Consider the following 24,919-nt stretch of genomic DNA (forward strand, 5'->3'; position numbering starts at 1 on the left):
GATTCACCACTTTACCCCACCGTTCACCATTTTTCCCCACTACAACACGTTTTACTCACCTTTTTGGAAAAACCGTCACGATTGCACACGGCCGCGAAGCGGAACTCACCGACCATCGCAAAACGCAAAAACCCGTCACCGATTTGGAAACGCATCGCGCGCGGCGTGGGCAGGCACATCACCAGAGCAGCCGCACCACTGCCCTTCCCCGACGTAGGGGGCGTGCGGTAAATTTGAATGCCTTAAAGTTTGTGACCATTACGAGCGGAGACGAAGAGAAGCATGTCGAGTTACGCCTCACAGCTGCACGAGGAGCAGCAGGCCGTCGATCGCGCCTATGGACGTCTGGATGACCTGCGCGCCGAAATGTGGCAGCGACTGAGCACCGTACGAGCAGCCGGTTCGCACGGCTCCCCCACCCAACGCACCGAGCGCGATTCTTTTGCCACCATGTACGAAGATCGCCTCACTCAGCTGCGCAGCGTGGAAGACAGGCTCGTGTTCGGACGACTTGACTCGCAAGACGGCACTCGTCATTACATCGGTCGCATCGGTCTGTCGAGCACCGACCATGAACCCATTCTGACCGATTGGCGAGCCGAAGCGGCCCGCCCCTTCTACGAGGCGACGCCCTCCAACCATGGCGACATCGTGATGCGCCGCCATATCACGTTGAGTTTCCGCGAAGTGGTAGGCGTCGAAGACGAAGTACTGGACGTGCATTCTGACCAAGTGGGCCAAGCCTCCACTGCCGGTACCCTGACCGGCGAAGGTGCACTGCTCGCTTCGCTCAGCTCGCGTCGCACGGGCAAAATGACCGACATCGTGGCCACCATCCAAGCCGAGCAGGACCGCATTATCCGCTCTGACATGAACCGTGCCGTGGTGGTACAGGGCGGCCCAGGCACCGGCAAAACCGCTGTGGCCTTGCACCGTGCCGCTTACTTGCTCTACACGCATCGACGCACACTGGAACGTTCCGGCGTACTGGTGGTGGGCCCCAGCTCCGCGTTCCTGCATTACATCGATCAGGTGCTTCCCTCGTTGGGCGAGACCGGTGTCGTCTCCCGTACAATCAGCGACCTGATTCCGGGAATCACCGCATCGGCAATCGACACTCCGCAAGCCGCCAAACTCAAGGGCGACCGTCGCATGGCACAGGTGATCGCCAACGCCATCGCCTCCCGCATCCGTGTGCCCGGCAATCTGCCAACCGTCACCATCAGCGGCATTCAGATACCGATGCTTGCCGTCGATATCGAACAGGCGCAGTCCGACGCCAAACGCACAAGGCAACCGCATAACAAGGCCCGAGAGACCTTTATCCGCTGCATGCTGCGCAGCATGCAGACCCGGTACGCGGAGCAACTCGACTACACCCCCGATCAGGCGGAGCTCAATCGCGCCATGTCGCTGCTGCGCATGAACGAACAGGTGCGCAAAACGTTGAATCTATGCTGGCTGCCGATGACCGCCCCCTGGCTTATCGACCAGCTCTTCGCTCACCCGGAACGCCTGAAGTCCTTGGCCGGATGGATGACCGATGACGATCTGGACACTCTCGCACGGCCGAAAGGTTCACCTCTGACCCGGTCGGATATTCCGCTGCTTGACGAGGCGATGGATCTGCTGGGACCCGATCCCAAAACCGTGGCCAAGCAGTCCGCCGCCAATGCCAGACGCGCCGCCGAAGAGCAGTACGCCAAAGACACGTTGGCCGCAACCGGCCTCGGTCAGGGCATCGTATCGAGCCAGATGCTGCTCGATCAGATGAACGGCGACGACGGCGAGCTCACCGCCCAGCGCGCAGCAGCCGATCGAGAATGGACCTATGGTCACATCGTGGTGGATGAGGCGCAGGAATTGACCGCAATGGATTGGCGAATGCTCATTCGTCGCTGTCCGTCACGATCGTTCACCATTGTGGGTGATGTGGCACAGACCTCGGCACTGGCCGGCACCCGCCGTTGGGACAAGACGATGAACCGACTGTTCGGCGAAGGCCATTGGGACCTCAATGAGCTGACCATCAATTACCGCAATCCGCAGGAGGTCTCCGACCTCGCCTCCCGTTTTGCGCAGAACGAAGGACTCTATATTTCCACGGTGAACGCGGTCCGCGCCTTGCCGGATTCCGTGTCTCGACACGTGGTAGACGACATGAAGGCTCTGCTTACCGTTACTTCCAACCAGGCGGCACAGCTGGCCAATCATTTTGTTTCGGCGGACGGCACTGGACGCATCGCCATCATTTGCCCGGACGACCTCATTAAGCCGGTGCGCGAAGCAGTAAGGCATCGCCTATCCAGTCTGATGGCCCCATCCGAATATCAGCGTCTTATCGACCAGCCCGAATGGGATGAGCAGATCAGCGTATGCGGCACCGAAATGGTCAAAGGCCTGGAATTCGACGCTGTTATCGTCATTGAACCCGGGCGCATTGAAGATGACGCCCCAAGCCGTTTGGTCGCCGCATCCGACCTCTACGTGGCAACGACCAGACCAACACAGAAACTGGTTATAGTTCGGACAAAAGAGGACGAGCGTTCCCTGAACATCTAAGGTGAAAGACATGCCTAAAGCACTGTTACTGGAAAACATCCATCCTGACGCAGCCAAATCGCTGCGAGATCACGGCTTCGAAGTCGAAACCATGAAGGGAGCCCTGAACGAGGACGAGCTCATCGACGCGCTAGAGGGCGTGGATCTCGTCGGCGTGCGCTCCAAGACCAATGTCACTGCACGCGTACTGAATGCCCGCCCGACCCTCAGCGCCATCGGATGCTTCTGCATCGGCACCAACCAAGTGGATCTTGATTATGCCGGCAAGCACGGCATCGCCGTGTTCAATGCACCGTATTCAAACACCCGTTCCGTTGTGGAACTGGTGATTTGCGACATCATCTGCCTGATGCGTCGCATCCCTGCGCATACGCATCACATCAAGCACGGCTTGTGGGACAAGTCGGCCTCCGGTTCTCATGAGGTACGCGGCAAGACGCTGGGCATCATCGGATACGGCAACATCGGTTCCCAACTGTCCGTACTGGCGGAAGCGCTGGGCATGCGCGTGGTGTTCTACGACATCGAGGAGAAGCTCGCACTGGGCAACGCCCATCGTTGCTCGACGCTGAACGAACTACTTGAGCAGTCTGATGCAGTGACTTTGCACGTAGACGGGCGCAAGTCGAACACCGGCTTCTTCGGCGAGGATCAGTTCGCGCACATGAAGCAGGACGCCATCTTCATCAATCTGTCTCGTGGATTCGTTGCTGATTTGGGCGCGCTGAAGCAGCATCTCGACTCCGGCCATCTGTCCGGTGCCGCCGTTGACGTGTTCCCGGTCGAGCCCAAGAAGAGCGGCGACCCGTTTGAGACGGCGCTTGCCAACGAAGATAATATGATTCTGACCCCGCACATCGGCGGTTCGACGCTGGAAGCGCAGGAGTCCATCGGTCACTTTGTCTCCCAACGCCTGGAGGATTACTGGTCGAAGGGTTCGACGTCACTGTCGGTGAACTTGCCACAAATCAATCTCACCGATTGCAAGGGTGTATGCCGCATCGCGCATTTGCATGACAATCTGCCCGGCGTACTCGCCCGTGTGAACCGCGTGCTTGGCGAGGAGAACATCAATATCTCCTTCCAGTCATTGGCCACTGAAGGTGAGCTGGGATATGTGGTCACCGACGTGGCTCAAAAGCCCAGCCCCGCCACACTGGAGGCATTGCGTAGCATCGAAGGCACCATCCGCATGCGTGTCATCGGCTGATACCGCATCGACATAAACTGCATCAGCACGACAGAAGGCCCGTCATCAGACGGGCCTTTTTCTTGGTATCGAACCATTATTCGCGCAATTCATCGATGGCGCTCTGGAAATCTTCCAGGCCGGAGAAATTCTGATACACGCTCGCAAAACGTAGGTACGCGACCACATCAAGATCACGCAGTGGCTTGAGGATTGCCTTGCCGACCTCGCCGGAAGTCACTTCGGCCAGTCCTCGAGAGCGAAGATCCTCCTCGACCTTCTGCCCCAGCAGCTTCAGATCCTCCTCCTTGACAGGTCTGCCTTGACAAGCCTTACGCACACCGGAGATAACCTTATCCCGGCTGAACGGTTCAGCGCCGCCGGAACGTTTGGTGACCAGCAACATGCTGGTTTCCACGGTGGTGAAACGCTTATTGCATTTCGGGCAAACACGACGTCTACGAATGGAATAGCCGTCGTCACTAATACGGGTATCAATGACTTTGGTGTCAGGATTCTGGCAAAAAGGGCAATGCATGTCCCCAGAATAACGTGAACACACGGAAAAACAATACTTATCGAGTGTTCCTTTACTCAGCAGGAACAATTAGACGCTGTCCCGCACGAAGAGCCCCTGACTCCAGATTGTTCAACGAGATCAGCTCATCCACCGTCTCCGAGACATCTTGCCCGGCGGGCGTGATGGAGGATGCATACGACCACAGTGTGTCCCCCGGACGCACTATATAGCTGATCACCTGCGTGGCACCGGTATCGGAGCGCGCCGGCTCAGCCGTCAGCATGGCGAATCCGCCCCACGCCAGGGCTGCCGCCAACACGACCGCCATCACCTTACCGCGACGATCGCTTCGCACGGCGTTGGTCCTACGCACCGCACCACGACGCGCAGCACGATATGCGTTGCTGCGCTTCCCCGCCATACGACCCGTTGCCATCACCATCGAACCAGTCATCACGACCACCTCTCTCGAACAAGTGTTCTATCGAACATCCGTTCTTAGAGTGGCACAAATGTTCGAACTCGTCAAGCCAACACTCGAACAGATGTTTGATTTCACATGAATATCACGTTATGCTGATGGGGTAACGAAAGGAGCCCCGACGTGAGCAGCATTCCCCTCCCCCCTCAGCAGGAGCCGGACGAATCCACTTTGACCGAGCGCCAGCGCAAAGTTTTGGATGCCATTCGACTCCACATCGACGAACAGGGCTTTGCGCCATCATTCCGAGAAATAGGTGAAGCTGCCGGGCTCAAAAGCCCTTCCTCAGTCAAACATCAACTGCAAGTGCTGGAGGACAAGGGCTTTATTCGCATGAACGCCAATAAAGGGCGCGCCATCGAGGTGGTCGCTCCACCCCCGGAAAACACTGCAGCAGTCACCGCGAACACCGTAGAAGAGCACGCCGCGGATATCTACGCATTCCCCAGTGAGTCAATCGCCGAATCACAGGATGTTCCGCTGGTCGGGCGTATAGCCGCCGGCGTACCCATCACCGCCGAACAGCACGTCGACGATGTCATGCGTCTACCGGAACGACTGACCGGCTCCGGCAATCTGTTCATGTTGGAAGTACACGGCGATTCCATGGTTGATGCCGCCATCTGCGACGGTGACTTCGTGGTGGTGCGCGAACAGAACTCCGCCGTGAACGGAGATATCGTGGCCGCACTGCTGGATGACGAGGCCACCGTCAAGACCTTCCGCAAGGAAAACGGCCACATCTGGCTTATGCCGCATAATCCCGCATACTCCCCCATCGACGGCACTTACGCCACGATTATGGGCAAGGTCGTCACCGTATTGCGCAAGCTATGAATTTCTCTCGCAGCCGATTCGCTCATATCGTGCTATAGTCGCTCTCAGTTCATGAAACCCCGGCCTCGCGCCGGGGTTTCGTCGTATTTGCACCATAACGGAAATGGAAATGAGAAGCGGTTTCAACACCGTGCACAAGGAGGAACAGACATGGCTCACAATCATGCACCGGCACCATCACCATCATCCGGCGTCGACGCGGCCGCTCACCAGCGCCGCCTCATAGCCACGCTGGCCGTCACCGGCTCCGTTTTCCTTATCGAAGTCATATCCGCCGTGCTTACCGGATCCCTGGCCCTGCTCGTGGATGCCGGACATATGCTCACCGACATGTCAGTATTGGTTGCCTCGACCATCACCGCGGCACTGATGCGCCGCAAACCAAGCAATACGCGCACCTGGGGCTGGGCACGGCTCGAAGTAATCACTGCGGCCGCCGGCGCTGTTGTGCTGCTCATCGTAGGTATCTACGCACTGATCGAGGCCGGCATGCGTTTGTTCGGTGGATCCAAAGCGGAGATCGACGATATCGGACTGCTGCTGTTCGTCGGTATTCTCGGCCTCGCGGCAAACATCATCTCAATCTTTATTCTCGCCTCGCAACGCAAAGACAATATGAATATGAAGGCCGCATTCCTCGAAGTGATGAACGACGCACTCGGATCGGTTGCCGTGGTAGCCTCCGCATTGGTCATGATTTCCACCGGCTGGAATGGTTTCGATGCCGTGGCCGGCGCGGTCATCGCATTGATGATGATTCCCCGGGCCATCAAGTTGCTGTCCAACGCGGTCAAGGTACTGCTGGAAGAGACCCCTGAGGGGCTTGACCTCGACAAGGTTCGCGAGCATCTGGAGAACGTTCCCCATGTTGTCGCCGTTCACGATCTGCATGCCAGCACGGTTTCCACCGGCATGCCGATTCTTATGGCGCACGTGGTAGTGGAACGGGGACTCACCATGGAACAGGCATCGGGCATCCTCACCCAACTTCAGGATTGCCTGCGCGAACACTTCCCCGTCTCAGTCCCCCACACCACGTTCCAACTGGAGCCCGAAGGTTACAGCTCCCCCTCCTCCAACGAACTCCACGAATGATGCCCTGTGGAGCGTCTCCGTCGTTGCCCCTCGGTCGACGTACCCTCGTACGCCTTCCCTCGGTGCGCCTAGAGGCCGCACGCGCAGACCATTATTCGCGCAAATAAAAAAACCTCGACTCAATCGAGTCGAGGATTCCCGTTCGATATAAAAATCGTTCTGCGCGTGCGGCCTCCAGGCGCGGCAGGCGAAGGCGTACGAAGGTACGTCGAGCCTGCCGTAACGACGAGGACGTCCGCAGAACGATTTTTTATCAGAAGCCGAACTGGGCGGCGGTTTCCTTCAGCGTCTCGGCGGAGCGCTTCAGAGCGGCGAGCTCCTTGTCAGACACCGGGGTGTTGATGGCGGTGTTGACGCCCTGACGGTTGAGGAGGGTCGGCACGGACATGCAGATGTCGGAGATGCCGTGGAAGTCCTTGAGCATGGAGCTCACAGGCAGGATGCGGTTGGTGTCGTGCATGACGGCCTCGATGATGTCAACGCCGGACATACCGATGGCGTAGTTGGTGGCACCCTTACCATTGATGATCTTGTAGGCAGCGTTCTTGACTTCCTGGTGAATCTCCTCGCGCTTGGCAGCATCGAGCGGTTCGTGACCGGGCAGCGGGGTCCAGTCGCACATGGGGACGCCACCGATGGTGGCGGAAGCCCACAGCGGAACCTCGGAGTCACCGTGCTCGCCAGCGATGTAGGCGTGCACGTTCTTGACGTTGACGCCGGTCTGCTGGGCGATCAGGAAGCGCAGACGAGCGGAGTCCAGGTTGGTGCCAGAGCCGAAGACCTGGTTCTCAGGCAGACCGGTGATCTTCTGAGCCACGTGGGTGGCGATGTCGACCGGGTTGGTGATGAGCATGTAGATAGCGTTCGGAGCCACCTTGACAAGGTTCGGCATAATGGCCTTGAGAATGTTGACAGTGGCGCCAACGAGCTCAAGACGAGACTGGCCCGGCTTCTGGCGAGGGCCAGCGGTGATGACGACCATGTCGGCGTCGCGGCAAATCTCAGGATCGTCGGAACCGGCGATGGACACAGTCGGGTAGAAGCTGGAGCCGTGCTGCATGTCGAGCACCTCGGCCTCCACGCGCTCCTTGGCGATGTCCTCGAGCACGATCTCGCGAGCGACGCCACGCTGTGCAGCGGCAAAGGCAAGAGTAGAGCCAACGGCACCGGCACCAATAACAGCAAGCTTCGTGGGCTTAACGGTAGTTTCCGCCATGATGGATAAACCTCTCTTCAAAGGCGGTCTGCTGATGAATGGCAGGCCTTGTAACTAACGGTTTCACTTTATAAACCCGCTAAGACGTTTCGCGGGCCACAATGCATATCCAATGATGCCATAACCCTAATGTTTTCAGCAGTTGTTAGCGCTCACAGCCATTATGTGATTTTCGTCACGTTATTTATGCGATCGATTGCTCCATGATTTGCGCAGCCAAGTGCGAATCGACATCCGCTTCGAGCGCCACTCCGTCATCGCGATATTCCACGGAATCCACCTTGCCGTATTCACGTACACGGGAAAGCAGAGACCCCGCCGTGTACGGCAGCAACGCATTGATATGCACATGCGGCACGGGCAACAGCTCTTCGACCGCATCGCGCAACGCATCCAATCCCTTACCGCTGTATGCCGACACGATGAACGCATCTGGCTGCAAGGCGGCCAGACGTTCTCGTTTGGCGTCATCAATCTGATCGGCCTTATTGAACACGAGAATACGGGGGATGGAGGCGGTGCCTTCAATATCCGCAAGCACATCGTTCACCGCATCGATCTGGGAGAACGGATCCGGGTGGGAGCCATCAACCACATGCACAATCACATCGGCCTCTCCCACTTCCTCCAGTGTGGATTTGAATGCCTCGACCAGCTGCGTGGGCAGTCGACGCACGAACCCGACCGTATCCACGTAAGCGAATGCACGCCCGTCATGGGTTTTGGCACGGCGCACCGCCGTATCCAGCGTGGCGAACAGCGCGTTCTCCACCAATTCCGCAGACCCCGTCAGCCGGTTGGTCAACGACGATTTACCTGCATTCGTATACCCCACCACAGCCACGGTAGGCAGCCCGAATCTCCTACGGGAGCCACGCTTGATCTCACGCGCCGGTGCCATTTCGCGAATCTGCCGACGCAAGCGGGCGATACGCGCACGAATCACACGGCGATCCATCTCGATCTTGGTCTCGCCAGGACCACGCGATCCGATGCCCGCATCCGCACCAGCCGCACGACCACCGGCCTGACGGGATAGAGATCCACCCCAGCCGCGCAGTCGTGGCAGCATGTATTCAAGCTGCGCAAGCTCCACCTGGGCCTTGCCCTCACGCGAAGTGGCATGCTGGGCAAAAATATCGAGAATCACCGCAGTGCGATCCACCACTTTGACTTTGGCGGCATCCTCAAGTGCACGACGTTGAGACGGTGCCAGATCATCATCCACGACAATCGTATCGGCCTCTTCACGGGCCACGATATCCGCGATTTCCCGTGCTTTGCCGGAACCGACATATGTAGCGGCATCCGGCTTGGACCGATGCTGCAATAAGCCATCGCACACCACGGCACCTGCCGTTTCGGCGAGAGCCGCCAACTCCCTGAGCGACTCCTCCGCCTTGGCCTGGGTGGTCACCGCCGATGACCAGACACCGACCAACACCACACGCTCAAGACGCACCTTACGGTATTCGACCTCAGTAACATCCTGAAGCTCACCCAAGCCGGCCACATGTTTCAGCTCGTTACGAGCCTCACGCTCCTCCCATTCCTGGTTGGAGTCTTCATGCCATCCCGCAGCTCGTTGGGTATCGTCGAGCAGCACATTGGATTGACCGGACAACACTCCCGATGGGGCTTCATCAGCGTCGCTGCGATCAATGTCGGTGTACTGGGTGTTGTCGGTCAAAGGAACCTCGGTGTCAGTCAAGTGTTCACGATTCTTCTATGCCTCCTTATTATCATCGATTGAGGTGACATGACAGCATTGGCATATGCAAGAAGCGGGAAACCCGCGGGAATGGAGCGAAACATGGCCGAACAGTATTTCTCCGCGGAGCCATCGTCAAAGGACGTGCGCCGCACGCTCAATGTGACGTTGCAAGGTCATGATGCCCAAGTACAGGTATCGAACGGAGTGTTTTCCGGCTCCCGCGTCGACTTGGGAACTTCCGTGTTGCTCAAGCACGCTCCGGAACCGCCGGTATCCGGCAATGTGCTGGATCTGGGTTGCGGCTGGGGGCCAATCGCCCTCGCTCTGGCGTTCGCATCGCCCGAAGCGAACGTATGGGCCGTGGACGTCAACGAACGCGCCCTGGAACTCACCCATGTCAACGCCGAGGCCAATGGCTGCCGCAATATTCACACCACACAGGTGGATGAAACCAGCACCCCACTGCCAGCCGACCGCCAGAGCGCACATTGCGAGCCGATTCCCGGCGACCTCACATTCGATGCGATATGGTCGAACCCCCCGATTCGCATCGGCAAGGAGGCCTTGCATACGCTGCTCATGGCCTGGCTGCCCAAACTCAAGGTGGGAGGAGCGGCTTATCTGGTGGTGCAAAAGAACCTTGGCTCCGACTCGCTGATCCCCTGGCTGGACGAATCGCTGGGCGAAGGGTTCACTGCAAGCAAATACGCGAGCTCCAAGGGCTTCCGTATCATTGAAGTTCGTCATGAAATATGAGTATCCTGCCGAACTTCCCGTATCCGCCGCACGTGATGAGATAGCCAACGCTGTCCGTCGTTCACAAGTCGTCATTGTTTCCGGTCAGACCGGTTCCGGCAAAACCACGCAGCTGCCGAAGATTCTGTTGGAACTCGGCCGGGGCACACACGGCAAGCAGATCGTGCATACCCAGCCCCGCCGTATCGCCGCACGCACGGTGGCCGAACGCATCGCCTCCGAAATGGGCGTACGTCTGGGCGATGAAGTCGGCTATCAGGTGCGCTTCACCGACGAAAGCTCCCCGAATACGCGTCTGCGCGTGGTGACCGACGGTATTCTGCTCGCCCAGATTCAACGCGATCCGAAGCTCAGCCAGTATGACACGATCATCATCGACGAGGCCCACGAGCGCAGCCTGAACATCGACTTTCTGCTCGGATATCTAACGGCCCTGCTCCCCCAGCGTCGCGACCTGAAGCTCATCATCACCTCCGCAACCATCGATTCGGTGAAGTTCCAAGAACATTTCGCGCACGCATTGCACGAGAAAGTACCAGTGATCGAGGTGTCCGGCCGCACCTTCCCTGTGCAGGTGGTGTACGAACCGCTCGGCACCGCACCCGCACTGATGCGTGAGGTGCCGGGCTTTGCGACCGGCGCCCGCCCCGGAGACGCCGACTATGACGAGCTGGCGAGCGCCATCGCCGAATCCGATGCCGATCATTCCCGCAGACGCGGCAATGCCGATTACGCCGACGACGGCATCACCGACATGCCCACAGCGGTGGCCCGAGCCTGTGCCGAGCTGGTCATCCATTCCTCCCATGAGCGCGGCCCGCGTGACATTCTGGTCTTCGCTTCCGGCGAGCGCGACATTCACGAGTTCGAGGCAGCTCTGCGTCACCATTACGGCCCGCGAGCCGATGACATGCACCGCCCCGACGCCATTGAGATCATGCCGTTGTTCGCGCGCCTGTCGGCCGCCGACCAGCACAAGGTGTTCGAGTCTCACACCCATCAGCGCATCGTCATCGCCACCAACGTGGCCGAGACCTCGCTGACCGTGCCCGGTATCCGTTATGTGGTGGATCCCGGCACCGCGCGCATCTCCCGTTATTCGAAGACCGCTAAGGTGCAGCGTCTGCCCATCGAGCCGATCAGCCAGGCCAGCGCCGATCAGCGGTCCGGCCGATGCGGACGTGTGGCCGACGGCATTGCCATCCGGTTGTATTCGCGTGAGGATTACGAGACCCGTCCCCGTTTCACCGAGCCGGAGATCCTGCGAACCTCGCTAGGCGCGGTGGTGCTGCACATGCTCTCCGTGGGTGTGGCCCGTACGGCGGAAGACGTCACGAACTTCGGTTTCATCGACCCACCGGACATGAAGGCTGTGTCCGACGGATTCAACGAGCTGACCGAGCTGAAGGCCATAGGCCGCAAGCGTGGCGAGGTGACGCTCACCCATACCGGTCGTCAGCTGGCGCGTATTCCCATCGACGTGCGTCTGGGCCGCATGGTCATCGAAGCGGCCAAGGCCGGTTCACCGAATCTTCTGGCTTCGGTGCTCGTGGTGGTGGCGTTCCTCAGCTTGCAGGACCCCCGCGAGCGCCCGGATGACAAGCGTGAGGAAGCCGACCGCATTCATAACCGGTATGCGGATGAAACCAGTGATTTTCTGACGGCGTTGAATATCTGGGATCGCGTATTCCAGGCGGATGGCGATCCGAGCAACAATGCGTTGCGCCGTATCTGCAGAACCGAATATTTCAGCTGGCTCAGGATGCGCCAGTGGAAGGATCTGGTCTCTCAGCTCAGGCAGATGTGCAAGGAGCTGAAGTTCAAGGTCGGCGACCCGTTGCCGTCTTCCCGCCCCGGTTTGGAGATTCGTCAGCTGCCATTGAATCAGCAGGCCGCGCATTCGCTGTGCTGTTCGTGGGATACGGACGGCATTCATAAATCGATGCTTGCCGGCTTGCTGTCCATGATGGGCATGCAGGTGATCCGAGAGCCCAAGGCCTCCGACTTTGCGGGACTCAGTGGAGCGGCTCGTGCCCGCGCGATGAAACGCGCCCAGAAGATGTCGAAGAATGACTATCAAGGTGCGCGCGGCACTCGTTTCGCCTTGTTCCCGGCCTCCGCCGTAGCCAAGAAGACCCCTTCATGGGTGATGAGCACCGAACTGGTGGAGACCTCTCGTCTGTGGGCCCGGTATTCGGCCGCCATTGACCCGGCATGGGCCGAACCGCTGGCCGGCCAGCTAACCCGCACCACGTATGCAGAACCGCATTGGTCCGGCTCGCGCGGCTCCGCCGTGGCCACCGCACGCGTCTTGCTCTATGGTCTGCCGATTGTGCAGGATCGTGCCGTGCAGTGGGGGCGCATCAATCCGCTTGAGGCCCGTGATTTCCTGATTCGTCAAGGCTTGGTGGAAGGTGACATTCAGCAGCGCTTCAGCTACGACGAATTCGTGGGCAGGAATCGCGACATTCTTGAGGATGCCGCCGATGATGCCAGCCGCACCCGTCAGCTGGCGGACACCGTGTCCGACGAGGATCTGTTCGATTTTTATAATGCCGTCATTCCCAATGATGTGACCTGTGTGGCCGATTTGGCGAAATGGTGGAAGATCGACCACGATAAGCAGCCGGATTTGCTGGATTTCGACCCGGCCAAGGTGGAACGCCTGGCATCCAGCGATTCGGTCAGTTTGGATGATTACCCCGACCATTGGCATACCACGGGTTCCGATGGCCAGCCTATCGACCTGCGCCTGAGCTACGTGTACGACCCAACCGACCCGGCCGATGGCGTCACCGTGCATGTGCCGCTCAAGGCACTCTCGCGCATTACCCCCGACCAGTTCACATGGAATGTGCCGGGCTTGTTGGATGAGCTGATTCTGGCGATGATTAAGGCACTGCCCAAGCAGCTGCGTGTCCAGTTCGTACCGGCTCCGGACGCCGCACGCTCGATTCGCGATTGGATTAACGAACATTACCCCGATTTGCCGGGTTCCGGCTCGCAGCAGAAACCGAATCTGCCACCGGTGGATGAGGAAGGCACCACTGTTGGCTGGCCCGATCTGGCGCATGTGTTTACCAAGGCGGCCATCGCTACCGTGGGAGCGCAGATTCATCCTGAGGTGTTGGGACCGGAATTGGTCGAGCGTCTGTCCCCGTATTTGCGGGTTACGTTCTCAGTGGAGCAGCAGTTGCCGGCCGGCAAACATCCGCGTGGCCGCCGTCACGCACGCGGGCCGGTTAAAGTGCTGGGCACCGCCAAAGATCTGAAGGCATTGCAACGCGAATTCGCCGCGCAGGCGGAGGCTTCGGCCCGTCAGATGGTCAAGAAACAGGCCGAACAGGCCGGCGAGCAAGGCAAGCTGGTGCAACAGGCGAATCTGCTGCATAAGGCGGGTGCCACTACCGAGTCGAGGGCCACGATGCTATGGCGTGGCGCATTGGATGCGTTGCGCTTGCCGGGCGAACGCATTTCGTCTCGTTGGCTGGGCACCGAAGCGTTGATGCTGGCTGCCGCCCCCTACAAGTCCACCAAGGAATTGGTTGAGGATTTGCAGCTGGCCACGGTCAAGCGTCTGCTGCCGAACGTCGACAAGCTCACGGATGATGAAGCTCTGGCCAACGCAGTGCTCGACATACGCGAAGTGTATGAGGATACCGTGTACCAGGTGGCGCATGATGTCATCGGCATCATGAAGTCTTATGCCGACGTGGATAAGGCCACTTCCGGCAAGGCCGATCTGCCCATGCTTTCGGTGTTGCAGTCTATCCGTGACCATATCGCCACGCTTGTCTACCCAGGTTTTATCGGCCGCACTCCCCCGGATGCGCTGAAATCATTGAGCCGTTATCTGAAGGCGGATGTGAGCCGTCTGAACAAGGCGAAAACCGATAAGAACCGTGACGTCAAGTGGGCATGGCAGGCCGACGAGGCCAAGCAATTGGTCGATAAAGCATTGGCACGGGCAAAAGCCGAACCGGCTGGCCCGAAGCATGAAGCACTGATGCAGCAGGCCGAGCAGGCGCGTTGGATACTTGAAGAATTCTATGTGTCTCTCTGGGCTCAGGAACTCGGCACCAAGGGGCCGGCATCGCTCAACCGCATCAAGAAAGCGCTGTCCTAGCCCTTAAATCACCGCTGAATATACGGACGCAGCAGTGTGGTGATGCCAGCAGCGAATAATGCGAATATCGCACCGACCGGCCCCAGCCAGGCGAGTCCAAGGAGATCGTTGACCAGACCGCCGACCGCCGAACCGATGGCGATGCCGATGTTGAAAGACATGGAGTTCAGGGATGCGGCCAAGTTCACCGAGCCTGGATGGGACTGGTAAGCCACGTCCATGTATAGCACCTGAGACGCGGAATTCTGCAGGTACATGAGCATGCCGAGCGCCACCAGCAGCAACGCGCCGGCCGCCGGCACCAGCGAGGCAAAGGCCAGCAGGCACAGGCAGACCGCCTGCACACAGTAAATCGGGCGAATGTGCGTCAGCGGCTCCACACCGCGCCCTTTGTCGGCCAATTTGCCGCCGTACAGGTTGCTCCACAAACAGGCGCAGCCATAAATCACCAGGCCAATGCTGAGGTACTGTTCGGGCACACCGATTTCGTCTCGCATGATGGGAGACAGGTATGTGTAGAAGACATAGGAAGCCGCTGCGCCGCACACCACATCAAGCACGCCGAGCTGAATACGGCGGTCGAAGAACAAGCGGAACTGCCGCAGGAAGCCGATTTTCGCCGGGTGTGAGTTGCGCGGCAATACCAAGGCCATCGAAATCATCAGTACCGCAGTAAGCACGGAAACCAAATAAAACGTGACACGCCAGCCGAAAGTATTGGCCACCCATGTACCAATCGGCACGCCCACCACGGAGGCGATGGAGAACCCGGAGAACACCCAGGCGATGAATTTGGTGCGGTACTTATCCGTGGTCACATCCGGCGCAAAAGTCATGGAAATGGCCACCAGCGTGCCGGAGACGGAGGCAATCAGCAGTCTGGCGATCAACAACACCGGATAGTTCGGAGCAAGGGCGCACAGGATGTTGCCGACCAAGAACACACCCATCAATATCAGATAGGTAGCAAAACGAGGGAATCGTGCGGACAGTGCCGAGCCAATCGGCGTACATGGTGCATATACGAAGGCGAACAGCGCCACCAGATTGCCCACGGTCACTTCGGATATCTTGAGACCCGAGGCGATATCCGGCAGAATACCCACCACCACGAATTCGCTCATGCCCAGCATAAAACTGGCGAAAATCAGGATAGTGACCGGAAAGTTGAAGAAGCGGTCGGTACGCGCATTGGTCACAGGTGCGTTCGTCATATGTCTCTCTCGCATGCTCTCGGCTATGTGGGTTCAGTCTGTGTGCTCAGTCGACGTGATTGTTTCATCTCTGCTCGTCAAACGATTACTATCAGCTCCGCGACAACACTATTCCCACCTCTGCCCGCTATCAGTCGTCACCACACGCTATGAAAACCCCGCCGATGAACCACGCATCGACGGGGTGCAACAGATGTGCAACGCCTGCAATCACAGCTTTGGCAGGTACTTCTTCAACTCGTAAGGAGTGACCTGCTGGTTGTATTCCGCCCATTCCTGACGCTTATTGTCCAGGAAGTAGCCGAACGCATGCTCACCCAAGACATCCGCCACGAAGTCAGACCGCTCCATGATCTTCAGCGCTTCGTCCAGCGAGCTCGGCAACGGCTGAATGCCCATGGCCTGACGTTCACCGTCGGTAAGCTCCCAGACGTCGTCACTGGTGGGCTCGCCCAGCTGCATCTGCTTGTCGATGCCGTCGAGGCCAGCAGCCAGCAGCACCGAGTAGGCCAGATACGGGTTGGCCACCGGGTCGAGCGCGCGGAACTCCATGCGCGCGGAGTTGCCCTTGCCAGGCTTGTACTGCGGGATGCGCAGCAGTGCGGAACGGTTGTTGTGGCCCCAGCAAATGTAGCTCGGAGCCTCGTTGCCGCCCCACAGGCGCTTGTACGAGTTGACGTATTGGTCAGTGACCGCGCAGATTTCGGCCGCATGGTACAGGATGCCAGCGGCGAACTGGCGGGCGGTCAGGGACATGTTGAATTCCTGACCGGCCTCGTAGAAGGCGTTGGAGTCGCCCTCGAACAAGCTCAGGTGAGTGTGCATGCCGGAACCAGGCGCGTCGGCCAAAGGCTTGGGCATGAAGCTGGCATGGATGCCGCGCTCCAGCGAAATCTCCTTGACCACCGTACGGAACGTCATGATGTTGTCGGCAGTGGTGAGCGCATCCGCATAACGCAAATCGATCTCGTTCTGGCCAGGACCCGCCTCATGGTGCGAGTATTCCACCGAGATGCCCATCTGCTCGAGCATGTTCACGGTGGCGCGGCGGAAGTCCATGCCCGGGCTGCGCGGCACGTGATCGAAGTAGCCGCCTTCATCAATCGGGGTCGGCGCCTTGGACCAATCATCCTGGCTTTCGAACAGATAAAACTCAATCTCAGGGTGCACGTAGAACGTGAAACCCTTATCCTTGGCCTTGGCAAGCGCACGCTTCAACACGTGGCGAGGATCGCCGAGCGACGGCTCGCCGTCCGGGGTCAGAATGTCACAGAACATGCGAGCGGTACCTTGCGGGCCGCCGCGCCATGGCAGAATCTGGAAGGTTGAGGGGTCGGGTTGAACGATCATGTCGTCTTCGGACACACGGGTCATGCCCTCGATGGCGGAACCGTCGAAGCCAAGACCCTCCTCAAATGCGGCTTCCAGTTCGGCCGGAGCAATCGCCACGGATTTCAGTGTTCCCAACACATCCGTGAACCAGAGACGAATGAAGCGCACGTCGCGTTCTTCGACCGTGCGCAGCGCAAACTCCTGCTGTCTATCCATAATCGCTTATCGTTCCATATCCGTGTTACGAGGGGCGTTAACATCTCACCGGTGTGCCGTGTTACATGATTCGGCGGCGAAGCCGCGCTAAGGTGTGGTTTATGAGCGAAGACCACCTCACCCCATCCGCCAATCCACCTGTCGATGTAACCAGCTGGAAGCAGGCCACCGATCCGCGCGACCGGTCACGTGCCGGCATATCCACTCGAGCCAAGGCGCCATTGGATTCCCATGCCATTTGGCAGGCGCAGGAGGGCCGGAGAGAGGCGATCAGCCTTTTGGAGGAGCAGTCCGCCATCCGCGTGCCCGAACTGGTTCCGTTGCGATACAAGCGTATGAGCGCCAGCCCGTTCACGTTCTATCGCGGCACAGTGCTCATCATGACCAACGATCTGGCGACCACGCCGGTAACCGGGATACCGGTGCAGTGTGTAGGCGACGCGCATATCGGTAATTTTGGTATCTTCCGCTCCCCTTCCGCACGACTGGTATTCGACATCAACGATTTCGACGAAACCGCAGTGGGTCCCTGGGAATGGGATTTGAAGCGACTTGCGGCCTCGGTGGAAATATGTGGCCGCGCCAACAAAATCAAGGAGAAGGATCGCCGCGCCGCCGTGGTGCAATGCGTGCGCACCTACCGTACCCGCATGAAGTGGTTCTCCGAGATGGATTATCTCGATGCTTGGTACGAGCACCTCGATGTGGAGGAAACGCTGGATCGTTTTGAAACCACCGGTTCCAAGCGCAGTCGCGTACTGCGCGAAGCAGCTATGAAGGCGTTGCTGAAAGACAACGACGCGGCAGCAGCCAAGCTCTGCAAATTCGAGAACGGCAAGCTGCGATTCAAATCGAATCCTCCCGAATTGGTGCCCATCAATCAGCTTGACGATTACGCCGATTTGGATGCCTTGCAGGCGCGTCTCGATGCATTGATCGAAAGCTATCGTCATTCCCTCTACGATGATCGACGCTGGGTGTTCGACCATCTGCGCTATCAGGATGCCGCCCGCAAAGTGGTGGGCGTCGGCTCGGTCGGACAACGTGCATGGGCCTCGGTATGGATCGCACGCGACGCTGATGATCCGATGATGCTGCAGATGAAGGAAGCCACATATTCCGTGCTGGAGCACTATTGCGGAGCCTCGCCCTATGCCACGCACGGCGAGCGCGTGGTGCAGGGTCAGAAGCTGATTCAGAATACGGCGGACGTGCTGCTGGGTTGGTCAAGCTTTATGGCCGAGGATGGACGCAAGCGCGATTATTATGTGCGTCAGCTGTGGAACGGCAAGGGCTCCATCGACATCGACAATCTCAATGCCTCAGGTTTAAGCGATCTCTCACGCATGTGTGCATGGTCATTGGCGCACGCTCATGCCCGCACCGGCGATTCGATCGCCATTGCCAACTACATGGGCGGTACCGACGAATTCGACCAGTCCATTGCCTCGTTTGCTGTAAGTTACGCCGAGCAGAACGATGAGGATTACGCCATATTCAAGAAACTCATCAAGTCCGGCGAACTCCCCTGCGCCTGATACAAAGTAACGGTTGTTGCTGGGCTCGTTGCAGTCATCTTTGACGCCAATGGGCTCGCCGTCCGTTCGGTATATTCTCTAGCGCAAATAATTCTCGTAGAAAACGGTCATTTCGAGAATTGTTTGCACTAACTCGCGCTCAGTGCAAATAATTCTCGAAATAAGCATTTTGTTCGAGAAATCTTTGCACTAGCAACGACTCAGCGCAAGAAATTCTCGCAATCAAGGTTTATTTCGAGAATTTCTTGCGCTGAGAAAACACCAACGTTTGTCAGTGCCAAATCACACATCATCGAGCGACTTCGAGCGCTTCCTGAAGCGTGAAGGCACGCGCGTAGAGGGACTTGCCGAGGATGGCGGAATCTACGCCAATCTCGGCCAGAGTCTTGATGGCACGCAGGTCATCAAGCTTGGAAATACCGCCGGAAGCGGTGACCTTGGCATCGGTGCGTTCAGCCACTTCACGCAGCAGTCCGATGTTCGGCCCGGACATCATGCCGTCCTTGGCCACATCAGTGACCACGTATCGCGAGCAGCCGACCGAGTCGAGGAACTTCATGGTCTCGAACAGGTCACCGCCCTCCTTGGTCCAGCCACGAGCCGCAAGCGTATGCCCACGCACGTCAAGACCAACGGCCACCCGATCGCCATACTTCTTGATGACCGAAGCGGTCCAATCAGGGTTCTCCAAGGCCGCGGTGCCGATGTTCACACGCGCAGCACCGGCCTCCAATGCAGCATCCAGCGAATCATCATCACGAACGCCACCGGACAATTCGATATTGACCCGGTCACCAAGTTCGTGAACGATTTCACGCAACTGATCGCGGTTGTTGCCCGTGCCAAATGCGGCATCGAGATCCACCAGATGAATCCATTCGGCACCGGCCTCGACCCAAGTGCGTGCCGCCTCGAACGGCGAACCGTAATCCGTTTCGGAGCCGGATTCACCCTGGCGCAGGCGCACGGCCTTGCCATCGCGCACATCAACAGCGGGAAGAAGAGTCAACGACATCAGAGAACAACCTTTCTTATGAACTACAGCGTGGCAATCCAGTTTTTCAGCAACTGAGCACCGGCATCACCGGACTTTTCAGGATGGAATTGCGTGGCAGATAGCGGACCACGCTCATAAGCCGCCACAAAACGCGAACGTCCGTATGTGCACCAGCTCACTCGTTCAGTGGAAGTCTGCAGATCAATGTCAAAACGCGCGGTGTCGGCGGGCTTGACCTCCATTGCGGCATAGGAATGCACGAAATAGAAGCGCTCGTTTTCCACACCGTTGAGCAGCACGGAATCGGGAGCGGCCTCAATGGTGTCCCAGCCCATATGCGGCACCACATCGGCAACCAGCAGATTCACCGAGCCACCGATCAGACCAATACCGGAGGCATGAGCACCATGTTCCAAGCCACGCTCAAACATAATCTGTTCGCCCACACACACGCCCAATACTGGACGGCCAGCACGGATACGGTCATAGATCACGCGGTCGCCATCGACTTTTTTGAGACCGTCCATGCAGGCGGCAAACGCGCCCACACCCGGAACGACCAGACCGTCGGCTTCCAAAGCCTGACGGTAATCGGAGGTAAGTGTGGTATCGACGCCAAGGTCGGCAAGAGCACGCACCATGGATCGTACGTTGCCAAAGCCATAATCGAAAACAACCGCTGTGGTCATAGTCTGTCCTAACCTGTTCTATTCCTACGCCTATTCGATATGCGATCCGCGGCCACCACGCCCACGCTTGGTGTGGTCGGCGAGAATCTGCATGGCCTGGTCATGATCGAGGTCGGCCGACTCCACCACTTCAAAACCTTGGGTTTTGAGCTGATTCAACGAGACGATGCCGAGCATAAGATCTTCCACAAATCGCGGAGTGGACGAAAACAGCACCGGCGGAGCAAAGGTCTGGCCAACCTGCCCCTGCATGATCATGGACACTTCGAGCTTGTCCGCACGATTGACCGCCAAAATCACCACCATGCCGGAAACCACGGTGGTCAGATCTTTGGCGGCCGCCTCCGGAGCGTCCCCATCAAGATTCTTCAGCACTGCCACCGCACCCTGATTGGCACCGATGCATGCAGCGGAGATGTCCGAAAGCTGGCAGAATGCGGCCAGAAGATCCGCCGAAGCGATACGGGTAACGATTAACGCCATCTTGGCTTTGTCACCAAGAAGGCCGGCCAGCTCATTATCGAATCCGGCCGAGGGATCCACCACATCGGCCATGGCTTCGTTGACGGCATCCGCCACAGAACTAGAGATATCATCTGCGGCTTGTGTATCAGCGCCGTTATCAATCGACTTGGCATCCGCCGCAGAATCGGCTTGATCGTCGTCCCCCGTATCCGTGTCGTTCTCGAATTCCTTCTCGAATCCGGCCAGTGCAGCCTCCAGCTCCTCGTCGGAGAAATGCGTATCGTCCGGATTGAAATCCTTATCGTCGGACATCACAGGGCTCCCTTGGTGCTGGGCACACCATCCACACGGGGATCAATTTCCACGGCAAAGCGAAGCGCACGGGCCAAGGCCTTGAATTCGGCTTCAGCGACATGGTGCGGATCGCGCCCGGCGAGTACCTGCATGTGCAGGCAAATGCCAGCGTGAAACGCGATGGATTCCATGACGTGACGAACCAGCGAGCCAGTGAAGTGGCCACCGATCATGCAGAATTCGTAGCCTTCGGGCTCGCCACTGCACACGCAGTACGGGCGGCCGGAGATATCGACCACGGCTTTGGCCAAGGCCTCGTCCAACGGCACGGTGGCATCGGCAAAACGGCGAATGCCCTTCTTGTCTCCCAGCGCCTGCTTCAGGGCCTCACCGAACACGATGGCGGTGTCTTCCACAGTGTGGTGCACATCGATATCGGTATCGCCATGCGCATGGATGGTTAGGTCAATCAGCGAATGCTTGCCCAGCGCGGTCATCATATGGTTGTAGAACGGCACGGAGGTATCGATATCGGTTTTACCGGTACCGTCGAGATTCAGCTCGAGGTCGATGTGCGATTCGCTGGTCTCACGAACAATATGTGCGGTTCTTGCCATCATGTCTCCTGGTTGATAGGTGTCGCATCATGCCGCCGCAATCGATGATGGTCACGGCAGCATGATGTACGAGTCTCTTATGCTGCTTCTACTATACGAAGCACTTCGGCAAGGGCATTACGGAACGTTTCCATTTCCTCGTCAGTGCCCATGCATACGCGCAGCCAGCCGTCTGGCCCGACCACACGAATCAGTACACCACGCTTGAGCAATTCGTCAAAAATCGCCTCACGGTTGTCGAAATGCCCGCCGAAAAGCAGGAAGTTCGAGCCGGATTCGGCCACCTCAAGCGGCTGCCCCTTATAGGTCTGCTCTTTAAGCCAGGAAGCAGTTGCCTCGCGGGTCTCGCGCAGGTGTTCCACTCGGCTCAGCTGCTCGTCGGTGTGCTCAAACGCAGCCAGTGCGGCGGCCTGGGTCACGGCCGACAGGTGGTACGGCATACGCACGATGCGCACGCAGTCGATAATGCCCTTGGACGCAGCCAAGTAACCGACTCGTGCACCGGCGAAAGCGAAAGCCTTGCTCATGGTGCGGCTGACGGCCAGATTCGGGTGGTTCTTGATAAGGCTTACCGCGCTCGGGGTGCCGGGCTTGCGGAATTCCACGTAGGCTTCGTCGATGACGAGGATCGGGTGGACGCCCTCACCCGCGCCAGCCACTTCAGCGGTTTCGCAGGCGGCAAGAACACGCTCGATGTCTTCCATAGGCAGAGGGGTGCCGGTCGGGTTATTCGGGCTGGTGAGCAACACCATCGAAGGCTTGACCTCGTTGATGGCTTCAAGCACCTTGTCTACGTTCAACGTAAAGTCGGCGTTGCGGTGAGCCAGCTTCCAACCGGTGAAGGTGTCGCGGGCGTATTCCGGGTACATGGAGTACGTCGGGTCAGCGCCGAGAGCGGTCCTCCCCGGGCCGCCGAAGGCCTGGAACAGCTGCAGCATAATCTCGTTGGAACCATTCGCACCCCACAGCTCGTCCACATCCAGACGGGCGCCGGATTCACGGGCCAGATAATCGCTGAACGCCTGACGCAGCTCAATATGTTCACGATCCGGGTAACGGTTCAGCGTCGGCGCAATCTCACGTACACGCTTGGCAATGGTATCGCATACAGCCGGATCCGATGCATATGGATTCTCATTGACGTTAAGACATACCGGGACATCAAGCTGAGGAGCACCATACGGTTCCTCACCAATTAAATCATTGCGCAGCGGCAAGTTTGCGGGAATCGAGCTCATCGCAGACCGGCTTCTTTCTCCTGCTCGCGCAGGGTGGCCTTGTCATAGGGATCCTTGACGAAACGGCTCAGCACGCACTCACCGTGGGCCGGCAGGTCTTCGGAAACGGCAAAGGCATTGATACGGGCAGCCAGGGCTTTGAGGCCTTCCTCGTCATATTCGATGACTTCGACAGGCTTCATGAAGGTGTGCACGCCAAGGCCTGCAGCAAAGCGAGCGGTACCGCCGGTGGGCAGCACGTGGTTGGAGCCGGACATGTAATCGCCCAGCGGCACCGGAGAGTACGGGCCACGGAAAATGGCACCAGCGTTCTTGATACGCTTGACCACGGCATCGGCATCCTCGGTCTGGATCTCAAGGTGCTCGGCGGCATAAGCGTTGGCCGCATTGATGGACTGGTCGAGGTTGTCGGTCAGTACGATGGCGGACTGGGTGCCGCTCAGGGACGTGTGGACGCGCTCGGCGTGCTCGGTCTTCGGCACACGGTAGTTGAGGTTCTCCTGCACCTTCTCAGCAATATCGGTGGAGTCGGTGAACAGTACGGAACCGGCAAGCTCATCATGCTCGGCCTGTCCGATGAGGTCGGCGGCCAACAGGCTCGGGTTGGCGGTCTTATCAGCGATGATGCCGATTTCGGTCGGACCGGCAACCGCATCGATGCCTACGAATGCGGAAACAAGAGACTTGGCGGTGGCCACGAAGATGTTGCCCGGGCCGGTGATCTTGTCGACCGGGTCGCACAATACGTCGCCATCCTGAGGCTCGCTGCCCTTGGCGCCGTACGCGAACATGGCGATGGCCTGGGCGCCACCGACCGCGTATACCTCATCAACACCGAGGATGGCGCAGGTGGCAAGGATGGTCTTGTTCGGCAGGCCCTCCTCGTTATCGCGGGCGGGCGGAGTGGCAATGGCCAGCGATTCGACGCCAGCGGCCTGAGCCGGCACGGCATTCATGATCACGGAAGACGGGTAAACAGCCTTGCCACCAGGCACATACAGGCCGACGCGCTGAATCGGAATCCAACGTTCGGCAACACGAGCGCCCTCGGCCAAGTCGGTGTAGAAGTCCTTCGGCACCTGATTGGCAGCCACAGCACGGGCACGACGCACAGATTCCTCAATGGCGGCGCGCACTTCGGGATCAAGTGTGGCCAGGGCATCCTGAATCGCTTCGACCGGCACACGCAGGTGCTTCGGGCGCACATGGTCGAACTTCTCCTCGAAGTCACGAAGAGCGGCAGCTCCGCGCTCCTTCACATCGTCCAGAATCGGACGCACCAAGTCGGTGGCTTCGGAAGTGCCCATTGCGGCGCGCGGCATCGCAGCAAGCAGTTCGGCACGGGACAGTTTGCGACCACGAAGGTCAATAATGCGCATGATATTCTCACTCATAATGTCCCATCGTAGCAACGTACGGAGTCTAACCGCCGAGGAACGCCCATGTTCACCCGTATCGTGAGATTATCGGAACGCTATGAGCTACTCGAGAACGCGAAACGCGGACGGTGCATCGTCTTTGACCGGCACATCCTGTATGTCGATATGGCGTACATCGGACCACCGCGGGCCTAGTTTCAGCTGTTTCACCAGCGCCTGCACCGACTCCTGGCTGCCTTGGGCCTCCACTTCAACTGATCCGTCGTATCGGTTACGCACCCAACCGCTGACGCCAAGTTGACGGGCCTGTATGACCGTGAAATAACGAAAGCCCACACCTTGTACTAGTCCGGTAATCACCATGTGTTTGCGCACCACATCCGAGGCTTGCTCTTGCAACGAATGGTTCTTTGACCAATGATTCATCAGCTTCCCCGTTCAGTT

The 24,919-nt window shown here is 58.5% G+C and carries 20 protein-coding genes; 7 read left to right on the plus strand and 13 right to left on the minus strand.

What is annotated here, in order from left to right:
- Positions 1-282 precede the first annotated feature (282 nt).
- Both NBH12_RS07970 and serA read left to right on the plus strand, forming a co-directional pair.
- A complete protein-coding gene (locus tag NBH12_RS07970) occupies positions 283-2,562 on the plus strand; it encodes a HelD family protein (RefSeq protein WP_025221880.1) in 2,280 nt (759 codons plus the stop codon).
- A gap of 10 nt (positions 2,563-2,572) precedes the next feature.
- Positions 2,573-3,772, plus strand: coding sequence for a phosphoglycerate dehydrogenase (gene serA, locus NBH12_RS07975; RefSeq protein ID WP_003830440.1), 1,200 nt, complete (start codon positions 2,573-2,575; stop codon positions 3,770-3,772).
- Positions 3,773-3,848: 76 nt separating this feature from the next.
- Here serA and nrdR read toward each other — a convergent pair whose 3' ends face one another.
- Complete coding sequence (nrdR, locus tag NBH12_RS07980) at positions 3,849-4,289, minus strand: transcriptional regulator NrdR (protein WP_015438975.1); 441 nt, start codon at positions 4,287-4,289, stop codon at positions 3,849-3,851.
- A gap of 52 nt (positions 4,290-4,341) precedes the next feature.
- Positions 4,342-4,725 carry a LysM peptidoglycan-binding domain-containing protein gene (locus NBH12_RS07985; RefSeq protein WP_025221881.1) on the minus strand — a complete coding sequence of 128 codons (384 nt, stop codon included), beginning with the start codon at positions 4,723-4,725 and terminating at the stop codon, positions 4,342-4,344.
- Positions 4,726-4,875: 150 nt separating this feature from the next.
- Here NBH12_RS07985 and lexA point away from each other — a divergent pair, with 150 nt between their 5' ends.
- Both lexA and NBH12_RS07995 read left to right on the plus strand, forming a co-directional pair.
- Complete coding sequence (gene lexA, locus NBH12_RS07990; RefSeq protein ID WP_025221882.1) at positions 4,876-5,589, plus strand: transcriptional repressor LexA; 714 nt, start codon at positions 4,876-4,878, stop codon at positions 5,587-5,589.
- 150 nt (positions 5,590-5,739) lie between these two features.
- Positions 5,740-6,684 (plus strand): cation diffusion facilitator family transporter, encoded by a 945-nt coding sequence (locus tag NBH12_RS07995; protein ID WP_060618455.1) that lies wholly within the window; start codon positions 5,740-5,742, stop codon positions 6,682-6,684.
- A 253-nt stretch (positions 6,685-6,937) separates the two neighbouring features.
- Here NBH12_RS07995 and NBH12_RS08000 read toward each other — a convergent pair whose 3' ends face one another.
- Together NBH12_RS08000 and hflX are read right to left on the minus strand one after the other, a co-directional pair.
- Complete coding sequence (locus NBH12_RS08000) at positions 6,938-7,900, minus strand: L-lactate dehydrogenase (RefSeq protein WP_003830428.1); 963 nt, start codon at positions 7,898-7,900, stop codon at positions 6,938-6,940.
- A 184-nt stretch (positions 7,901-8,084) separates the two neighbouring features.
- A complete protein-coding gene (gene hflX / locus NBH12_RS08005; RefSeq protein ID WP_014483587.1) occupies positions 8,085-9,590 on the minus strand; it encodes a GTPase HflX in 1,506 nt (501 codons plus the stop codon).
- A gap of 123 nt (positions 9,591-9,713) precedes the next feature.
- Between hflX and NBH12_RS08010 the strand changes: the two genes are divergently transcribed.
- On the plus strand, positions 9,714-10,370 hold the full coding sequence (locus tag NBH12_RS08010; protein WP_014483586.1) for a class I SAM-dependent methyltransferase: 657 nt from the start codon (positions 9,714-9,716) through the stop codon (positions 10,368-10,370).
- Entirely contained in the window at positions 10,360-14,496 is a 4,137-nt protein-coding gene (locus NBH12_RS08015) for a DUF3418 domain-containing protein (RefSeq protein WP_250819344.1), read from the plus strand. The genes NBH12_RS08010 and NBH12_RS08015 overlap by 11 nt, the downstream gene beginning before the upstream one ends.
- Before the next feature lie 8 nt (positions 14,497-14,504).
- Here NBH12_RS08015 and NBH12_RS08020 read toward each other — a convergent pair whose 3' ends face one another.
- Both NBH12_RS08020 and glnA read right to left on the minus strand, forming a co-directional pair.
- Positions 14,505-15,710 (minus strand): MFS transporter, encoded by a 1,206-nt coding sequence (locus tag NBH12_RS08020; RefSeq protein WP_025299922.1) that lies wholly within the window; start codon positions 15,708-15,710, stop codon positions 14,505-14,507.
- 210 nt (positions 15,711-15,920) lie between these two features.
- A complete protein-coding gene (gene glnA / locus NBH12_RS08025; protein ID WP_003830419.1) occupies positions 15,921-17,258 on the minus strand; it encodes a type I glutamate--ammonia ligase in 1,338 nt (445 codons plus the stop codon).
- Positions 17,259-17,359: 101 nt separating this feature from the next.
- Here glnA and NBH12_RS08030 point away from each other — a divergent pair, with 101 nt between their 5' ends.
- The gene (locus tag NBH12_RS08030; protein WP_025299923.1) at positions 17,360-18,796 is read left to right on the plus strand and encodes a DUF2252 domain-containing protein; all 1,437 of its coding nucleotides are present in this window, start codon (positions 17,360-17,362) and stop codon (positions 18,794-18,796) included.
- Between the two features lie 289 nt (positions 18,797-19,085).
- On the opposite strand, the gene priA is transcribed toward NBH12_RS08030, so the two are convergent.
- The 7 genes from priA to NBH12_RS08065 form a co-directional block, all read right to left on the minus strand.
- Positions 19,086-19,811, minus strand: a complete 726-nt coding sequence (gene priA, locus NBH12_RS08035; RefSeq protein WP_003832047.1) for a bifunctional 1-(5-phosphoribosyl)-5-((5-phosphoribosylamino)methylideneamino)imidazole-4-carboxamide isomerase/phosphoribosylanthranilate isomerase PriA — start codon at positions 19,809-19,811, stop codon at positions 19,086-19,088.
- 23 nt (positions 19,812-19,834) lie between these two features.
- Entirely contained in the window at positions 19,835-20,482 is a 648-nt protein-coding gene (hisH, locus tag NBH12_RS08040; protein WP_065453280.1) for an imidazole glycerol phosphate synthase subunit HisH, read from the minus strand.
- A 30-nt stretch (positions 20,483-20,512) separates the two neighbouring features.
- Positions 20,513-21,259 carry a hypothetical protein gene (locus NBH12_RS08045; protein ID WP_014483582.1) on the minus strand — a complete coding sequence of 249 codons (747 nt, stop codon included), beginning with the start codon at positions 21,257-21,259 and terminating at the stop codon, positions 20,513-20,515.
- Complete coding sequence (hisB, locus tag NBH12_RS08050; RefSeq protein WP_015438983.1) at positions 21,259-21,858, minus strand: imidazoleglycerol-phosphate dehydratase HisB; 600 nt, start codon at positions 21,856-21,858, stop codon at positions 21,259-21,261. The genes NBH12_RS08045 and hisB overlap by 1 nt, the downstream gene beginning before the upstream one ends.
- Positions 21,859-21,935: 77 nt before the next feature.
- Positions 21,936-23,096 carry a histidinol-phosphate transaminase gene (locus NBH12_RS08055; RefSeq protein WP_003830410.1) on the minus strand — a complete coding sequence of 387 codons (1,161 nt, stop codon included), beginning with the start codon at positions 23,094-23,096 and terminating at the stop codon, positions 21,936-21,938.
- Positions 23,093-24,490: a histidinol dehydrogenase gene (gene hisD / locus NBH12_RS08060; protein ID WP_065452709.1), complete on the minus strand. Its 1,398-nt coding sequence runs from the start codon at positions 24,488-24,490 to the stop codon at positions 23,093-23,095. Before hisD ends, NBH12_RS08055 begins: the two co-directional genes overlap by 4 nt.
- Before the next feature lie 87 nt (positions 24,491-24,577).
- A complete protein-coding gene (locus NBH12_RS08065) occupies positions 24,578-24,901 on the minus strand; it encodes an acylphosphatase (protein WP_003830407.1) in 324 nt (107 codons plus the stop codon).
- Positions 24,902-24,919: the final 18 nt, after the last annotated feature.

Source organism: Bifidobacterium sp. M3-N-101 (assembly GCF_023656805.1).
Classification (GTDB): Bacteria; Actinomycetota; Actinomycetes; order Actinomycetales; family Bifidobacteriaceae; genus Bifidobacterium; species Bifidobacterium breve.

Coding starts and splice junctions, on each gene's coding strand:
- NBH12_RS07970 (WP_025221880.1), top strand. CDS start 283: ATGTCGAGTTACGCCTCACAGCTGCACGAGGAGCAGCAGGCCGTCGAT.
- serA (WP_003830440.1), top strand. CDS start 2,573: ATGCCTAAAGCACTGTTACTGGAAAACATCCATCCTGACGCAGCCAAA.
- nrdR (WP_015438975.1), bottom strand. CDS start 4,289: ATGCATTGCCCTTTTTGCCAGAATCCTGACACCAAAGTCATTGATACC.
- NBH12_RS07985 (WP_025221881.1), bottom strand. CDS start 4,725: ATGACTGGTTCGATGGTGATGGCAACGGGTCGTATGGCGGGGAAGCGC.
- NBH12_RS07995 (WP_060618455.1), top strand. CDS start 5,740: ATGGCTCACAATCATGCACCGGCACCATCACCATCATCCGGCGTCGAC.
- NBH12_RS08000 (WP_003830428.1), bottom strand. CDS start 7,900: ATGGCGGAAACTACCGTTAAGCCCACGAAGCTTGCTGTTATTGGTGCC.
- NBH12_RS08010 (WP_014483586.1), top strand. CDS start 9,714: ATGGCCGAACAGTATTTCTCCGCGGAGCCATCGTCAAAGGACGTGCGC.
- NBH12_RS08015 (WP_250819344.1), top strand. CDS start 10,360: ATGAAATATGAGTATCCTGCCGAACTTCCCGTATCCGCCGCACGTGAT.
- NBH12_RS08020 (WP_025299922.1), bottom strand. CDS start 15,710: ATGACGAACGCACCTGTGACCAATGCGCGTACCGACCGCTTCTTCAAC.
- glnA (WP_003830419.1), bottom strand. CDS start 17,258: ATGGATAGACAGCAGGAGTTTGCGCTGCGCACGGTCGAAGAACGCGAC.
- NBH12_RS08030 (WP_025299923.1), top strand. CDS start 17,360: ATGAGCGAAGACCACCTCACCCCATCCGCCAATCCACCTGTCGATGTA.
- priA (WP_003832047.1), bottom strand. CDS start 19,811: ATGTCGTTGACTCTTCTTCCCGCTGTTGATGTGCGCGATGGCAAGGCC.
- hisH (WP_065453280.1), bottom strand. CDS start 20,482: ATGACCACAGCGGTTGTTTTCGATTATGGCTTTGGCAACGTACGATCC.
- NBH12_RS08045 (WP_014483582.1), bottom strand. CDS start 21,259: ATGTCCGACGATAAGGATTTCAATCCGGACGATACGCATTTCTCCGAC.
- hisB (WP_015438983.1), bottom strand. CDS start 21,858: ATGGCAAGAACCGCACATATTGTTCGTGAGACCAGCGAATCGCACATC.
- NBH12_RS08055 (WP_003830410.1), bottom strand. CDS start 23,096: ATGAGCTCGATTCCCGCAAACTTGCCGCTGCGCAATGATTTAATTGGT.
- hisD (WP_065452709.1), bottom strand. CDS start 24,490: ATGAGTGAGAATATCATGCGCATTATTGACCTTCGTGGTCGCAAACTG.
- NBH12_RS08065 (WP_003830407.1), bottom strand. CDS start 24,901: ATGAATCATTGGTCAAAGAACCATTCGTTGCAAGAGCAAGCCTCGGAT.